Origin of the sequence: Kitasatospora sp. NPDC048298, from assembly GCF_043201465.1 — a bacterium.
Taxonomy (GTDB): Bacteria; Actinomycetota; Actinomycetes; order Streptomycetales; family Streptomycetaceae; genus Kitasatospora.
In genome coordinates this window covers 98,293-113,235 of sequence record NZ_JBICYZ010000013.1, presented here as the reverse complement: position 1 = coordinate 113,235, position 14,943 = coordinate 98,293, and the positions used below count along the sequence as shown (strand labels likewise).

Here is a 14,943-nt window from a genome sequence, read left to right as displayed (position 1 = left end):
CGCCGGGGCCCGAGAAGGGAGTGGTCACGGATGATCCACAGGCCCTAGGGTGTCGCTCCATCACATTGGTCCAGTCCAGGAGCCCGTACCCCGATGTCCTCGCCCGCCGTGTACCGCTCGCCGAGACCCACCGCCACCGTCTCCACCGTCCTGCTCGCCGTGGCCGGCGCCGCGACGCTCGCCTCACTCGGCACGGGCTTCCGCCTCTACCTGGAGGCCGGCAAGCTCGCCGACGACGTCGAAGCCGACGGATCCGCGCTGATGGACGCCGCGCAGCTCTACGAGGGCGTCGGCCTCCTCCAGGTGGTGGCCCTGGCCGCCTCCGCGATCGCCTTCCTCGTCTGGTTCTACCGGGTGCGGGTGAACGCCGAGGTCTTTGACCCGCACGGGCACCGGTTCCGGCGCGGCTGGGCGATCGGCGGCTGGTTCACCCCCGTGGTCGCCCTCTGGTTCCCGCGGCAGATCGCGGGCGACATCTGGCAGGCCACCGCCCGACCGGACGCCTCGGGGATCCGCATGCGGCTCCCGCAGACGCTGCTCACCCTCTGGTGGGCGACCTTCTGGCTCTCCAACGCGGCCGACCGGTTCGGCAGCCACTACCTCGGTACGAGCGCGGCGAAGTACGCGGACGGCTACCAGGAGGCCGTCGGCTGGCTGCTGATCGCCGACCTGCTGTCGGTGGTGGCCGCGGTCTTCGCCGTCCTGGTCGTCCAGCGGTTGACGGCCATGCAGGAGGAGCGCTTCACCGAGTCCGCCACCCCGGTGTTCGGCGGGGTCCACGGCGGGACGGTCTGGGGCTGAGCCGTTCACGGACTGAGGGCTCCCGCCGGGGAGCCCTCAGTCCGTGAACGGGTCGGAGGCCAGCCGGGCGTGCAGGTGCTCGTCCACGTAGACGCCCCCGCCGTAGGTGTAGGAGCCGCGCAGGGTGCCCTCGTACGGGAAACCGGCCCGCACCGCGACCCGGCAGGAGTCCTCGTTGGCGACGGCGTGGTACAGCTCGATGCGGCGGACGTCGGCGTGCTCCACCGCCCAGCGGGTGACGGCGGTGGTGGCCCGGCTGGCCAGGCCCCGGCCGCGGGCGGCGGCGAGCAGCCAGTAGCCGATCATGGCCACTCCGTCGTCCCGGTTGGTCCACCCCAGGTAGGCGTTGCCGCAGAGGCTGCCGTCGGCGGCGTCGACGATGGCGAAGGGGGCCGCGGTGCCGTCGGCCCAGCGCTGTTCGCAACGGGCGAGGTAGGTCTCGACGACGACCGGGCCGCCGGCGCCGAGCGGGCTCCAGCGGGCGACGGCCGGGTCCGCCGCGGCGGCGGTCAGGGCGGGCCCGATGCCACCGGCCACGTCGAGGCCGGGCCCCCACGGGCGCAGCAGGGCGTCCCCGAGGTCGAGGACGGTGGGGCGGAAGACGCGGCGGTCGGTGGCCGGATCGCTGATGGTCATCCCGTCTTCCTATCCCCACGTCTCCCGGGCCCGCCAGCGAATTTCCCGGCGGCCGGGCGCACCCGGCGACGGCCGGTCGGTCCCCCGGCCCACGCGGCGGCGGCCGGTCGGTCACCGGGCGCCGCCGGGCGGGCGGGGCGGGGTCAGATCCGGGCCAGGTAGCCGTTCTCCACCAGCCAGAGCACGTTCAGCTTGGCCGGGCCGCCGGGCAGCAGGGTGGCGTCGAGCTGGTACTGCAGGCCCCAGCCGGGCTGGTTGAACCAGGGCGCGATCGGGCCGGCGTGCACGGTGAAGGCCTTGACCACCTTGTAGTCGTGGTAGTTGCAGGCGGCCGGCGGGTTGCCGTCCAGGCTCTGCGGCGGGAGCGCCCGGTTGGCGTAGGGCAGGCCCTCGGGGGCGAGGTAGGCGCCGTACTCGCTGCCGTAGCGGTCGATGTTCTGGTTCGGGTAGAGCGTGAGGTCGAACTCGATCGGGCTGCCGTCGGGCAGGGTGACGTAGCCGTCGGCCGGCGGGTATATCCAGCCGCCCTTGCCGCCGTTGCCGGCCGGGTCGTAGTACTCGGCCAGGAAGTCCTGCTCGCCGGCGCCGCCGGTGCGCTGGTAGCCGGTGAGCTGGCGGCCGACCGGTCCGGTGGTCGGGAGGTCGGCGGGGCCGAGGCGGGCGTCGTCGTGGCGGAACGCGGCGGAGCACTGGTCGGAGGGGGTGGCCGCGGGGGCCGCGACGGCGGCGGGGGTGCTCACGGCGGTGAGGGCGGCGGCCGCGGCGAGCGGCGCGACGAGCAGGCGAAGGCGAAGGCGCACGGTGTCTCCGTCGAACGGGTCAGGGGTCGAGAGAGGAGCCACGGAGGGGCGTTGTGCTCACCCTGCGTGGCTGGTTCGACACCAGGCAATCGGATCATCTGATCATTCGTCAACATGATCAGAACAACTGCGCGTTCGACTCCGCGGATTCGGCCGAAGCCGGGACACCGGGACCGCCCGTCCGCGAGGATGGGCGGTCCGGTGCCGCCGGATCACCGCCCCGGGGCGACCTTGCCGAGCAGGTGGAGCAGCCGGTCCAGGGCGTCCTTGGAGTTGGGCTCGGTCAGGTTGACCATCAGCCGGAACGCCACCTTCAGCAGCGCCGGGTGGCCGAGCCCGGCGGCTCCGGCCGCGCCGAGCAGCTTCCGCCGGCCCAGCAGGTCGGCGGCCACCCGGCCGAGCGCGAAGTAGCCCGCGTAGGCGGAGCGCAGCGCCTGCGGGTAGGCGCGCAGGGCGAGGTCGCGGCCGCGGTCGGTGCGGCGGGCGAGGGCCTGGACGATGGTCTCGGCGGCGAAGCGGCCGGACTCCATCGCGTAGGCGATGCCCTCGCCGGTGCCCGGGCTGACCGTGCCGCCCGCGTCGCCGACCAGCAGCAGGCCGTCGGCGTAGTGCGGCTGCCGGTTGAGGCCCATCGGCAGGGCGGCGCCGCGGATCGGCTCGGTGACCGCGTCGGGGGTGTAGCCGTACTCCGGGGGCAGGCCGTCGCACCAGCGGCGCAGCAGCTCCCGCCAGTCCACCTCGGTCCCGGCGGTGTCGAGGACGCCGAGGCCGACGTTGGCGGTGCCGTCGCCCATGCCGAACACCCAGGCGTAGCCGGGCAGCAGACGCCGGGCCGGGTCGTTGGGGTCGCGCAGGTCGAGCCAGGCCTCCAGGTAGCGGTCGTCGTGGCGCGGGGTGGTGAAGTACGTCCGGTAGGCGACACCCATCGCGCGGTCGGTGCGGCGGTAGCGCCGCATCGCCACCGACAGCCGGGTGGAGTTGCCGTCGGCGGCGACGACGATCGGGGCCCGGTAGACGGCCGGCCGGCGCTCCTCCCCCAGCTTGGCGGTGACGCCGGTGATCCGGCCGGTCCGCTCGTCCAGCAACGGGCCCGTCACATTGGCGCGTTCGACCACCCGGGCACCGGCCGCGGCGGCCTTGCGGGCGAGCAGTTCGTCGAAGTCGGCGCGGCGCCGGACCAGTCCGTACCCGGGGTAGGCGGAGAGCTCGGGCCAGTCGAACTCCAGCGAGCGGTGCCCGGCGATCAGCCGCAGGCCCCGGTTGTGCAGCCAGCCGGCCTCCTCGGAGATGTCGATGCCGAGGTCGGTCAACTGCTTGACGGCGCGCGGGGTGAGGCCGTCGCCGCAGACCTTCTCGCGCGGGAAGGCGGACTTCTCCAGCAGCAGGACGTCCAGTCCGGCCCGGGCGAGGTGGGCGGCGGCGGTGGAGCCGGCCGGCCCGGCGCCGACCACGATGACGTCGGCGCTCTCCGCGGGGGCGTCGGCCCCCTCGCCGTCCCGGACGGCGTCCTCGCTCCTGTCCTCGCCCCTGACGGCCCCTTCGCCCTCGACGGTCTCCTCGGGCCGGACGGTCTGCTCTGGGCCGGGCATCGCACTCTCCCACGGGTCGGATCGGCTGTTCACACGACGGAGTCCTCGGACTGGGCGGTTCCGGACGGACGATAGAGAACCCCGGCACCCGCCCGCCGCCCCGACACGCAGGCCGCCGCCACGGACCGGTCAATACCGGCCACCGCGGGCTCGCGGGTTCACCCGCCGGACCGGGGCCGGGGGTTGACCGTTCGACCGGCTCTGACACCGGTGAAATGATCACAACCAGGTAATCAGATCGTTGTAATGAACTAGTCGGACCAATCGCCGTTAGCGATGCATTTCGGCCAAACCTCCCTTGCGTCACGTTTCCCGCTACGGGGACTGTTGTGCCCCTCCCGTCGCACGGCACCGGCTCCCCGCCGAACGGCGACGGAGGCTCTCTCCCACCGCGCGGGCCCGTCCCGGCCCGGCCGTACCCGATGGAACCCTGATGCACCTCCGCTCCACCGCCGCGCGCTCCCTGGTGGCCGTCCCGACCGCCGCCGCGCTCCTGCTGCTCGCCCCCGCCGCACACGCCGTCGCGGGCGGCAAGGGCGGCGCCCCCGGCAACAACGGCACCGTCAAGATCCACGACGCCGCCACCGGACAGGAGGACGTGCGCAACGAGCCCAAGGTCTGCACCTTCTACCTGGACTCCTTCGGCTTCGACGCCAACCAGGACGTGATCTGGGCGATCGCCACCGTCGGCCCCAAGGGCGAGACCCTCGCCGCGTACGGGGACATCCCGGTCGACCCGCACGGGCACGTGCGGACCGAGGACATCCACCTGCCGGACGGCCACTACAAGCTCTACTGGCAGTCGGTCGAGCTGGTGAACGGTCAGCTGCCGGAGAACGCCGAGCTCAACAAGCCCAAGCACAAGGTGTTCAAGGTCGACTGCGGCGGACAGAGCCCGACCCCGACCGGTAAGCCCTCGCCGACCGTGACGCCGACCCCGGTGAAGACGCCGTCGACCGGCCCGACCACCGTGCCCTCGCAGAGCCCGTCCGCCCCGGCGACGACGCCCGCCACGACCCCGGCCCCGACCACCCCGCCGGCCACCCCCTCGGCCACGCCGAGCACGAGCGCGAGCACGAAGCCCGCCGAGACGCCGACCGCCACCCCGAAGCCGGTGCCGCCGACCACCACCCCGACCAGCCCGGCGGCCACCACCCCGGCCACCACCCCGGCGACCGGCGAGCCCACCGAGGAGCCCACGGCCGTGCCCAGTGGCGCCCCGAGCCCGGCCCCGTCGAGCACGCCGACCGGCACCGTGCCGGTGCACAAGCCGTCCACCGAGACCCCGGTCAACCCGGAGCAGCCGCTGATCAAGCCGGACAAGGTCAGCGTTCCCACCCCGATCCCGGGCGCCACCACGGACGGCAAGAAGCTGGCCACCACCGGCAGCGACGGCACCCTGCTCTACGCGGGCGCCGGCACCGTGCTGCTGCTGGGCGGTGCGGGCGCGGTGGTCTACGCCCGCCGTCGCCGCACCAGCTCCTGAGCTGACCCGCCCGGGGCCTCCCGGGCCGCGCGCCGCGGCTGAGCCGCGGCGCGCCACGAGGGCGTGTCCGATGATTCGCGCACCCGAACGGAACCGTCGGACACGCCACTGAGCCCCTGGCCCGCGAGCAGCTGCGGGACCAGGGGCTCCCTGCCGTTCCACGGTGCGCACCCCCTCGGGGGTTCACCGGCGGTCGCACCGGGTTCGACGAGGGCCCGGCCACGGGGGGCGGGCCCTCACTTGAAACCACGGCCGCCGCCTCTCCCCGGGTTCACCACGAGTCCCACCGGCCCCACCGGCCCCACCTGGCTCGGCCCGACCCGCGCCCCGCCCGGCCGGACCGCGCCCGGTCCGGCCCCGGGAACGCCGGAAGCCCCTGGCCGCACGGGGGACGACCAGGGGCTTCCGTACTCGACTACGGGCGGCGGGCCCTCACGGGTTCAACGCCAGCACCACGTACCCCGCCAGCACCGCCAGGTGCACCGCGCCCTGGAGCGGGGTCGCCCGGCGCGGGATGACGGTGAGGGTGAGCAGCACGATCGTCAGGGTCAGCAGCACCATGTGCGCCGGGTCGAGGCCGAGGACGAGCGGGCCGGAGAGCCAGCTGGAGGCGATCGCGACCGCCGGGATGGTCAGGCCGATGCTGGCGAGCGCCGAGCCGAGGGCGAGGTTGAGGCTGGTCTGCACCCGGTTGCGGACGGCCGCGCGCAGCGCCGCGATGGTCTCCGGCAGCAGCACCATCATGGCGATCACCACGCCGACCACGGCGTGCGGGAGGCCGGCGTCGTCCACCGCCTTCTCGATGGTCGGCGATACGCCCTTGGCCAGGCCCACCACCGCCACCAGGGCGACGGCCAGCAGCAGCAGGCTGATGCCGGCGGCCCGGATGGTGGGCGGGGAGGCGTGCTCCTCCTCGTCCAGCACCCGGCCCTCGGGGGTGACGGGCAGGAAGTAGTCCCGGTGCCGGACGGTCTGGGTGGCCACGAACAGGCCGTAGACCACCAGCGAGGCGGTGGCCGCGAAGGTGAGCTGGGTGGTCGAGAACTGCGGGCCGGGCGAGCTGGTGGTGAAGGTCGGCAGGACGAGGCTGAGGGTCGCGAGGGTCGCGATGCAGGCGAGCGCGGCGCCGGTGCCCTCGGCGTTGAAGACGGCGGTCCGGTACTTGACGGCGGCGACCACGATGGACAGTCCGAGGATGCCGTTGCAGGTGATCATCACGGCGGCGAAGACGGTGTCCCTGGCCAGGGTGGAGGACTTGTCCCCGCCGTCGGCCATCAGCGTCACGATCAGCGCGACCTCGATCACGGTGACCGCCACCGCCAGGACGAGCGATCCGAAGGGCTCCCCCGACCAGTGCGCGATGACCTCGGCGTGGTGCACGGCGGACAGCACGGCGCCCACCAGGAAGCAGGCGACCACCGCCACCACCCAGCCGGGCAGCTCCTCGTGCCAGGTCAGGACAAGGACGAGGAACGACACCACCGGAATGACGACGGTCCATTGCGCGGCAACGGCGCGGAGCTTCGTGATCATGCCGCCGAGGATCCCAGACCGCAGCCCCGTCACCCGGGTGCCCGCGCCGGGATACGTATGGATGTGGCATAACTCATCCCGTTTTGGTGCTCACCCACCGTAGTCGTGAAGATACTGAAGCACTTTGTCGACATGTTGCCGAAGTCGTTCGGGGACGACCCCGGCGGCGGCCACGGTCTTGTCACTGGTCCGGTACGCCGCCGCGACCAGGGCGGGCAGGTCGCGGGTGAAACCGTGGCCCTTCATCTGCTGGTCGAGCCAGCAGGCGTAGTTGCCCATCGCGGCGATCGCGTCGCCCGGATCCCAGTAGGACTTCGGCCCGGTGTGGGTGGCGGCCCTGCCCCAGGCCTCGAAGACCGAGGGCGTCCACATCGCGATGCCGTACTCGCCGGTCTCCGGACGGGCGGCGTTGGGGTCGAAGCCGCTCTCGGCCTTCAGCATGGCGGCCAGCAGCACCGGGGTGACCTCCGGCTCGGGGCAGCGCCGCGCCGCCGTCTCGATCATGCCCCGGTAGGCCGCCGGGACGTCCGAGCCGGCCGGGATCGCACCGGGCAGCGGGGGCGCGGGGGCGCGGACGCCTTCCGGCCCGCCGCCGTCCGACCCGACGGCCGGCGGTCCGGCGAGCTCCGGTCCGCCGGCCAGGCCGAGGAGGGCGAGTCCGCAGGCGAGCAGGCCGACGCCGGCCCGGACGGCGGCGCGGCGGCGTCGGGCCGCGGGGGCGGGAGCCGGCACGGGGGCCCGGGCGGCCCGGGCGACCAGCACGGCCAGCTCCGCCCCGGGCCGCTCCGCCCGCCCGGGGGCGAGGCAGGCGGCGACCACGGCCCGCCAGCGCACCGGCAGCGACTCGTCCAGCCGCAGCGGCGCGGTGCCCCGGGCGTACGCCTGGGCGGCCAGCGAGCGGGCCCGGGCGGTCGCACCGAGGAAGGGGTGCAGGCCGCCGGTCAGAAGCTGGTGGGCGATCACGCCGAAGGCCCAGACGTCGGCGCTGGGGCGCACCGCGACGCCGCGGGCGCCGGTGCGCTCGGACCACCACTCGGGCGGGACGTGGTCGGGCGAGCCGAGCGGCGGGGCGTAGGCGTGGGTGCCCTCCAGCTCGGCGGTGAGGCCGAAGTCGGCGATCTTGGCGGTGCCGTCGGGCATCAGCAGGACATTGGCCGGTTTCAGGTCCCCGTGCACCCAGCCGGCCCGGTGCATGTGGGTCAGTCCGGCACAGACCTCGGTCAGGATGCGCTCGGCGCCGGGCACCGCCGTACCGGGCCCGGCCTCGGCGAGCAGGTCCTGGAGGCTGCGGGCGGCGCGCTCCATCACCAGGGCGACGGCGCCGTCCAGCGCTGGGTGGTCCGGGTCCTCGACGGTGACCACGGCGAGGGTGCGGATCAGGTGGGGGTGGTCGGCGCGGCGGCCGAAGCGCTGCTCGCTGCGGGCCATCCGGGCCACCGTCCGGCGCTGGCCGGGGCTGAACCGGGCCGCGCAGAGGATCTTGACGGCGGCCGGGCTGCCGTCGGGGCCCTCGGCGGCGTGCACGCTGCCCCAGGCGCCGGCGCCGAGGAGGGCGCCGAGCCGGTACCCGGCGACCGGGTAGCCCTCGGGGACGGGGAAGGGCGGGCCGCCGGGCGGAGCGCCGGGCGTCACGGCCGGGCGGCCGGCCGCCGGGGCGGGAGCAGGGCCAGGTGCTCCTCCCGGACGAGGTCGAACTTCAGTGCCAGCGCGACCAGTTCCTCCCGCTTGCCGCCGGCCGCCCCCTCCTCGTACGGCTCGCGCAGCCGCAGCTTGGTCTCCACCAGGTAGTCGATGTGGTAGTTCACCGCCGAGCGGCTCAGCCCGCGGCAGCCGGGGACGGGGCGCAGCCGGGCGAGCACCTCGCTCACCCCGGGGACGGCCGCGACGGAGGGCGAGCGCAGCCGGGGCTCGCAGAGCGCGAGCAGGACCAGGAAGTACTTGGCGGTCGGGTCCAGGGCGAACGGGCTGACGGTGCGTTCGCCGTCGGCGCCGCCGGGCCGGTCGTCGAGGTAGGCGTGCTGCGGGGCGAAGACCTTGAAGGCGGCGGGCTCTCCGAGGGCGGGCAGCAGCACCCGGGAGAGTTCGAAGGGGACGGGCGCGCCGAGCCGGCCGGGCGCCACCTTGACGTGCTCCCCCGCGCCCTCCAGGTTCTCCACCACGTAGGTGGCCGAGGCGCTGAAGTTGGACAGCCGCCAGTAGTCCTCGGCCGCGACCACCTCCCCCGCCCGGCGGGAGACGCCCTGGTCGGGCAGCGGGATGGGGACCGGCCGGCCGGGCTCCCCGCGTCCGAACACCGCGGCCTCGCCCGGGCCCATCCGCAGCAGGGCGGGGGCTGCGCCGGGCGGCGCCATCTCGGGCCCCGGGGCGGGAAGTTGCACGATGACCGTGTCCACGCGGCACCTCCGTGGGATCGGCTCGATGGTATCCGTCCCATTCGTCCCGGAGGCAGACCCACCACCCGGACGGGTGAGGACGCTCACGAACCGATCGTCCGTCAGGACGGGAGTTGTCCGTGTGCTGAACGAATGCCGAATGGTTGCAGGATGTAGTTGAACGGTCACCATGAGTGTGACGCAACGCACACACACGACGTCCATGATGTGTGCAAGACTCATCTCAAGGAGTGAGATTCCCTTAATTTCCAAGGAGGTTCGCATCATGCGCGCTCGGATCGCAGCTGTGGCACTGGCGGCGGCAGGGATCACCGCCCTGGCCGCGGCTCCGGCGATAGCCGCCACCACCACGACCGGAACCGACGCCGCGGTCTGCGCCTCGGTGCTCAACCGACCCTGCATCTCGCACCAGGCCGACGGCGCGGGCATCGTGGGCGTCGCCCAGGTCAGCGCCGACCCCGGTCAGTTGACGATGGTTCGGGTGGACGTCCGCACCCAGTCCGCCTGGGGCAGCCCGTGGGAGACGGTCGCCACCGCGACCACCGTGCAGTTCGGCTCCGCCAAGGCGGTCACCCCGCGGGTCACCGCGACCGCCCCGCGCATGATCTGCGCGACCGCCGGCCCCGCGCTGGACATCACCAAGCAGACCACCACCTGTACCAACCCGTTCTGACCGCGGGGCCGCCGAGGCACCGCACCCGCCACCCCCACGCCGTCCGTACGACCGGGCAGCCGTCCGGACGACCCGGGGCGGGAAGCAGTGAACAGCAGGGCCACCGGGGCCGGGGGGGGGGGGGCGCCCCCCCCCCCCCCCCCCCCCCCCCCCCCCCCCCCCCCACCGTTCCCACCAGGCAGAAGGCGCGACAGTCGGAAGATCACCCGGGCCCGAACCCGGGTGGACCTGGGGCACCCCCACACGGCAAACTGGTCTAGACCTCGGAGGTCTAGACCTCAGACTCGCCTCAGAACGGTGGACCCAGTATGGAAATCGTGATCGTCCCTGACGCCCGTGCGGCCGGCGAACTCATCGCCGCGGCGATCACCGATCTGCTGACCGACAAGCCCGACGCCCTGCTCGGCGTGGCGACCGGCTCGACGCCGCTGCCGATCTACCAGGCCCTGGCCGAGCGGGTCCGCGACGGCCGGCTGGACGCCGCCGAGGCGCGCATCTGCCAGCTGGACGAGTACGTCGGCCTGCCCGCCGGCCACCCGGAGTCCTACCGCTCGGTGGTGCTGCGCGAGGTCGTGGAGCCGCTCGGCCTGACCGAGGAGTCCTTCCTGGGCCCGGACGGCAACGCGTCCGACATCGCCGCGGCGGCCACCGCCTACGACCGCGCGCTGGCCGAGGCCGGCGGCGTCGACCTCCAGCTGCTCGGCATCGGCACGGACGGCCACATCGGCTTCAACGAGCCCTGCTCCTCGCTCTCCTCCCGGACCCGGATCAAGACCCTCACCCGGCAGACCCGCGAGGACAACGCCCGCTTCTTCGACAGCATCGACCAGGTCCCGCACCACGTCATCACCCAGGGCATCGGCACCATCCTGGAGGCCCGTCACCTGGTCCTGCTGGCCACCGGCGAGGCCAAGGCCGAGGCCGTCGCGCTCTCCGTCGAGGGCCCGCTGTCCGCGGCCGTCCCCGCCTCCGCGCTCCAGCTGCACCCGCACGCCACCGTGGTGGTGGACGAGGCCGCCGCCTCCCGCCTCAAGCTCGCCGACTACTTCCGCGACACCTACGCGGCCAAGCCGGCCTGGCAGAAGCTCTGATCGTTCCGACAGCCCTGAGCGTTCCGACAGTCCTGAGCGTTCCGACGGCTCTGAGCGTTCCGACGCCGTGACACCCGGGGCGCCGGCCACCGGATCCCCTCGGCGGCCGGCGCCCCGGCCGCTTTCCACGTGCTTCGGCACCTGCGGAGCCGGTCGGTGTTCGCCGGCCAGGCCGGCGTCAGGCAGCGTCGGGACGCGTCGGGCCCCGCCGAAGGGTTTCGGCGGGGCCTGACGCGGCTGCCCGTACGCGGCCGGCAGGCGCTACTTGCAGGTGACCAGCAGGCCGAGGACGGCGCTGCAGCTGCGGGTGGCCCGGCTGGTGGCGGGCGACGGGTCGGCGGGCACCCCGGCGGTGCGGGCCACGGTGACGTCCCAGCTGCGGAGCAGCGAGAACAGGCCGACCGTGATCGAGAAGTGCCGGGTGGTGCTCGCGCCCTTGGCCAGCGGCGCGGTCAGCGCGCAGCCGAGCTTCCCGCCCGCGATCGTGCAGTCGCCAGAGGTCGCGCTCAGCCCGGCGGGCAGGTCGGCGGCGACGGTGGCCGTGGTCACCGGGTCGGGGCCCTGGCCGGTGAGGGTGACGGTGTAGTCGACCCGGCTGGAGAGCAGCCCGGTCACCGGGGTCGCGGTGAGGGCGACACCCAGGTGGGCGGCGGGGGCGGTGTAGGTGAAGCGGTCGGCGGCGACGACGGCGCTGGTACCGCCGGGCGCGGTGACCCGGACGTCCACCGGCCCGGTGACGGTGGTGGCGGGGGCGGTCGCGGTGCAGCTCGCCTTGGTGCAGCTGAAGGAGGTGGCGGCGCCGGCCGCGCCGAAGGTCACACCGGTGGCGCCGGCCAGGTCGGTGCCGGTGATGGTCACCGTGGTGCCGCCCAGCCCGGAGCCGCCGTTCGGGCTGATCGCGGTCACGTCCGGCACCGGGAGCGGGAAGTTCACCACGTCGACGGCGTTGCCGGTGAAGTCGGCGAGGTAGCCGTGCCGCCCGTCGGCGGTCAGGGCCAGGCTGTACGGGCTCGCGCCCACCGGGACGGTCGCGGTGACCGTCCGGCTCGCGGTGTCCACCACGCTGAGGGTGTTGTCGGCGTAGTTGGAGACGTAGGCCGCCGCGCCGTCCGGGGAGAGGGCCACGGCGTAGGGGCCGGAGCCGACCGCGACGGTGCCGAGGACCGTGCCGGCCGCGGTGTCGATCACCGCGGTGGTGGCGTCGTCGCCGTCGGCGGCCCACAGCCGGGTGCCGTCCGGGCTGAGCGCGAGGCCGAAGGCGCTGTGGCCGACCGGGACGGTGCCGCTCACCGTGCCGGTCGCGGTGTCGACCACGGTGACCGCCTTGGCGCCGGAGGCGGCGACGTACAGCCGGGTGCCGTCCGCGGAGAGGGCCAGTCCGTGCGGTTCGGCGCCGACCGGGACGGTCGCGGTCACGGTGGCGGACGACGTGTCCAGCACGCTCACGGTGCCGGCGGCGGCGTTGCTCACGTAGGCGCGGGAGCCGTCCGGGGAGAGGGCGAGGCCCCAGGGCTGGGCGCCGACCGGGACGGTCGCGGTGACGGTGTCGGTGGCGGTGTCCACGACGCTGACGGTGTTGTCCAGGTGGTGCGTCAGGTAGGCCCGGTGCCCGTCGGGCGAGACGGCCACGGCGTACGAGCCCGTCCCGGCGGTGAAGGTGCCGGAAACGGTGTTGCTCGCGGTGTCCAGCACGCTGACCGCGCCGCTGCTCTGGCTGGTCACGTAGGCGTGGTGGCCGTCCGGCGTCAGCGCGACGCCCGCCGGGTACGGCGCCACCGCCACGTGCGCGGCGACGCTCGGCGGCGGCGTGACGGCCTCGGCCGTCGCGGGCAGCGCCAGCAGCGCGGCCGTGGTCGCGGTTATCGCGGCCACGGCCGTCCGGGTACGACGGGGTGTGCGGGCTGTTCTCACGGATCTCTCCAGCTGCTCGGCGGTACGAACGGTGCGGATGTGGTGGCGTTCGGAGCCGGGGGAAGCGTAAGAGCCGCCCTGACATTCCGTCAGGGAGTGACCACTAATGTCGCCAACTGTTCAGATTCGATCGCAAGCACCCCCTTCGAACCGGTGTGACGAGGGTCTCGATCGAAGTCGTGCAGAAAATTGGAGTTGGAGAGTCGCATTCGATAGCGTTTCGAACGTGAGGCTGACCAAGAGCACCGACATCGCCCTCCGGATCGCCATGCGACTGGCCGTCCTGGGCGAGGGCGAGACCCCGACCACCCGCGAGGTGGCCGAGTCGGTCGGTGTGCCGTACACCCACGCGGCGAAGGTGGTCAGCCGGCTGCAGCACCTGGGAGTGGTGGAGGCCCGACGCGGTCGCGGCGGCGGGCTGATGCTCACCTTCGCCGGGCGGACCGGTTCGCTCGGGCTGCTGCTGCGGGAGCTGGAGGGGGTCGGCGACGTGGTCGGCTGCGAGGACGACCCACCGTGTCCGCTGCGGGCCGCGTGCCGGCTGCGCGGGGCACTGCGGGGCGCCCAGGAGGCGTTCTTCGCGGCACTCGACCACCTCTCGGTCGCCGATCTGGTGGCCTCCCCCACCGGTCCGGTCCTGCTCAACCTGACCACCGCACCCACCGGGACCGCCGGACCCACCGGCTGATCAGCCCACCCCGGGCCGCGCACCACCCTGCGGCCTTTAATACGCATCTCAGATACCAATTAGGAGCCGTCTGATGCTGTCCGCGAAGTCCGCCGAGGTCATCGAGGCCACCCTGCCCGTCGTGGGCGCCGCCATCGGTGACATCACCCCGCGCTTCTACGACCGGATGTTCGCCGCGCACCCGGAGCTGCTGCGCGACCTCTTCAACCGGGGCAACCAGGCCAACGGCAGCCAGCGCGAGGCCCTGGCCGGCTCGATAGCCGCCTTCGCCACCGCGCTGATCGCCAACCCGGACCAGCGGCCGGACGCGATGCTCGCCCGCATCGCCCACAAGCACGTCTCCGTCGGCATCAGCAACGACCAGTACAAGATCGTCCACGAGCACCTGTTCGCCGCCATCGTGGAGGTGCTCGGCGAGGCCGTCACCCCCGAGGTCGCCGCCGCCTGGGACGAGGTCTACTGGCTGATGGCCAACGCGCTGATCGCCATCGAGGACCGGCTGCGCGCCGAGGTCGCCGCCGGCGGTGACCCGGCCGACCTGTGGCGCACCTACACCGTCGTCGCCCGCGTCCAGGAGACCGAGGCCGTCACCACCTACCTGGTCCGCCCGACCGACGGCCACCCGGTGCCCGCCTTCCGCCCCGGCCAGTACGTCTCGGTACGCACCGAACTGGCCGACGGCGCCCACCAGATCCGCCAGTACAGCCTCTCCGGCGGCGCCGACGGCGCGCTGCGCTTCAGCGTCAAGCGCGAGGACGGCGGCGAGGTCTCCGGCCACCTGCACGACCACCTGAAGGCCGGCGACTCCATCGAGCTGGCGCCCCCGCTGGGTGACATCGCCCTGGCCGACGGCGACGGCCCGGTGCTGCTCGCCTCCGCCGGCATCGGCAACACCCCGATGACCGCCATGCTCGACCACCTGGCCGCCACCGGCTCCACCCGGCGGATCGTCTCCGTCCACGGTGACCGCGACCAGCTGAGCCACGCCTTCCGGGCCGAGCTCGCGCAGCTCACCACCACGCTGCCGAACGCCACCTCGCACGTCTTCTACGAGCAGCCGCTCGGCGAGTGGCCGGCCGAGCGCACCGGCCGGGTGGACCTCTCCACCGTCGAGGTCCCGGCCGGCACCACCGCCTACCTCTGCGGCCCGCTCCCCTTCCTGCGCGCCGTCCGCGAGCAGCTGCTGACCGCGGGCGTCCCGGCGGCGGACATCCACTACGAGGTGTTCGGCCCGGACCTGTGGCTCGGCGCCTGAGTCCCGGCCCCCGGGCCTGAGCCCCGGCTCGGCGCCCGACGTCCCACCGCGGCACCGGTCCGCTCGGTACGATCACGAGCGGCCCGG

The 14,943-nt window shown here is 74.0% G+C and carries 13 protein-coding genes; 6 read left to right on the top strand and 7 right to left on the bottom strand.

Going from position 1 to position 14,943, the window contains the following annotated elements; genetic code table 11:
• The first annotated feature begins 93 nt into the window (after positions 1–93).
• On the top strand, positions 94–801 hold the full coding sequence (locus ACGF0D_RS13525) for a DUF4328 domain-containing protein (protein WP_392877926.1): 708 nt from the start codon (positions 94–96) through the stop codon (positions 799–801).
• A gap of 36 nt (positions 802–837) precedes the next feature.
• On the opposite strand, the gene ACGF0D_RS13520 is transcribed toward ACGF0D_RS13525, so the two are convergent.
• The 3 genes from ACGF0D_RS13520 to ACGF0D_RS13510 all read right to left on the bottom strand — a co-directional run bounded on the left by ACGF0D_RS13520 (position 838) and on the right by ACGF0D_RS13510 (position 3,826).
• A complete protein-coding gene (locus ACGF0D_RS13520; RefSeq protein ID WP_392877928.1) occupies positions 838–1,437 on the bottom strand; it encodes a GNAT family N-acetyltransferase in 600 nt (199 codons plus the stop codon).
• 143 nt (positions 1,438–1,580) lie between these two features.
• Complete coding sequence (locus ACGF0D_RS13515) at positions 1,581–2,237, bottom strand: TNT domain-containing protein (protein WP_392915681.1); 657 nt, start codon at positions 2,235–2,237, stop codon at positions 1,581–1,583.
• A 212-nt stretch (positions 2,238–2,449) separates the two neighbouring features.
• Complete coding sequence (locus ACGF0D_RS13510; RefSeq protein WP_392915679.1) at positions 2,450–3,826, bottom strand: geranylgeranyl reductase family protein; 1,377 nt, start codon at positions 3,824–3,826, stop codon at positions 2,450–2,452.
• A 433-nt stretch (positions 3,827–4,259) separates the two neighbouring features.
• Between ACGF0D_RS13510 and ACGF0D_RS13505 the strand changes: the two genes are divergently transcribed.
• Positions 4,260–5,312 (top strand): LPXTG cell wall anchor domain-containing protein, encoded by a 1,053-nt coding sequence (locus tag ACGF0D_RS13505; RefSeq protein WP_392877934.1) that lies wholly within the window; start codon positions 4,260–4,262, stop codon positions 5,310–5,312.
• A gap of 432 nt (positions 5,313–5,744) precedes the next feature.
• On the opposite strand, the gene ACGF0D_RS13500 is transcribed toward ACGF0D_RS13505, so the two are convergent.
• The 3 genes from ACGF0D_RS13500 to ACGF0D_RS13490 form a co-directional block, all read right to left on the bottom strand.
• The gene (locus ACGF0D_RS13500; protein ID WP_392877936.1) at positions 5,745–6,845 is read right to left on the bottom strand and encodes a calcium:proton antiporter; all 1,101 of its coding nucleotides are present in this window, start codon (positions 6,843–6,845) and stop codon (positions 5,745–5,747) included.
• 90 nt (positions 6,846–6,935) lie between these two features.
• Positions 6,936–8,477, bottom strand: coding sequence for a serine/threonine-protein kinase (locus ACGF0D_RS13495; RefSeq protein ID WP_392915676.1), 1,542 nt, complete (start codon positions 8,475–8,477; stop codon positions 6,936–6,938).
• On the bottom strand, positions 8,474–9,238 hold the full coding sequence (locus tag ACGF0D_RS13490) for a serine/threonine protein kinase (protein WP_392877940.1): 765 nt from the start codon (positions 9,236–9,238) through the stop codon (positions 8,474–8,476). The genes ACGF0D_RS13495 and ACGF0D_RS13490 overlap by 4 nt, the downstream gene beginning before the upstream one ends.
• Positions 9,239–9,503: 265 nt before the next feature.
• Here ACGF0D_RS13490 and ACGF0D_RS13485 point away from each other — a divergent pair, with 265 nt between their 5' ends.
• Together ACGF0D_RS13485 and nagB are read left to right on the top strand one after the other, a co-directional pair.
• Positions 9,504–9,911: a hypothetical protein gene (locus ACGF0D_RS13485; protein ID WP_392877942.1), complete on the top strand. Its 408-nt coding sequence runs from the start codon at positions 9,504–9,506 to the stop codon at positions 9,909–9,911.
• Positions 9,912–10,219: 308 nt separating this feature from the next.
• Entirely contained in the window at positions 10,220–11,002 is a 783-nt protein-coding gene (nagB, locus tag ACGF0D_RS13480; protein WP_392877944.1) for a glucosamine-6-phosphate deaminase, read from the top strand.
• Between the two features lie 261 nt (positions 11,003–11,263).
• Here the strand turns inward: nagB and ACGF0D_RS13475 are convergent, their stop codons facing one another.
• Complete coding sequence (locus tag ACGF0D_RS13475; RefSeq protein WP_392915673.1) at positions 11,264–12,874, bottom strand: beta-propeller fold lactonase family protein; 1,611 nt, start codon at positions 12,872–12,874, stop codon at positions 11,264–11,266.
• Between the two features lie 265 nt (positions 12,875–13,139).
• Here ACGF0D_RS13475 and ACGF0D_RS13470 point away from each other — a divergent pair, with 265 nt between their 5' ends.
• Positions 13,140–13,601 (top strand): RrF2 family transcriptional regulator, encoded by a 462-nt coding sequence (locus ACGF0D_RS13470; protein WP_392877948.1) that lies wholly within the window; start codon positions 13,140–13,142, stop codon positions 13,599–13,601.
• A gap of 73 nt (positions 13,602–13,674) precedes the next feature.
• Positions 13,675–14,856, top strand: a complete 1,182-nt coding sequence (locus ACGF0D_RS13465; protein WP_392915670.1) for a globin domain-containing protein — start codon at positions 13,675–13,677, stop codon at positions 14,854–14,856.
• The last annotated feature ends 87 nt before the right edge of the window (positions 14,857–14,943 follow it).

Excerpts from the sequence above, each read along its gene's own strand:
- ACGF0D_RS13485 (WP_392877942.1), top strand. The coding sequence starts at position 9,504 with ATGCGCGCTCGGATCGCAGCTGTGGCACTGGCGGCGGCAGGGATCACC.
- ACGF0D_RS13510 (WP_392915679.1), bottom strand. The coding sequence starts at position 3,826 with ATGCCCGGCCCAGAGCAGACCGTCCGGCCCGAGGAGACCGTCGAGGGC.
- ACGF0D_RS13465 (WP_392915670.1), top strand. The coding sequence starts at position 13,675 with ATGCTGTCCGCGAAGTCCGCCGAGGTCATCGAGGCCACCCTGCCCGTC.
- ACGF0D_RS13505 (WP_392877934.1), top strand. The coding sequence starts at position 4,260 with ATGCACCTCCGCTCCACCGCCGCGCGCTCCCTGGTGGCCGTCCCGACC.
- ACGF0D_RS13525 (WP_392877926.1), top strand. The coding sequence starts at position 94 with ATGTCCTCGCCCGCCGTGTACCGCTCGCCGAGACCCACCGCCACCGTC.
- nagB (WP_392877944.1), top strand. The coding sequence starts at position 10,220 with ATGGAAATCGTGATCGTCCCTGACGCCCGTGCGGCCGGCGAACTCATC.
- ACGF0D_RS13500 (WP_392877936.1), bottom strand. The coding sequence starts at position 6,845 with ATGATCACGAAGCTCCGCGCCGTTGCCGCGCAATGGACCGTCGTCATT.
- ACGF0D_RS13520 (WP_392877928.1), bottom strand. The coding sequence starts at position 1,437 with ATGACCATCAGCGATCCGGCCACCGACCGCCGCGTCTTCCGCCCCACC.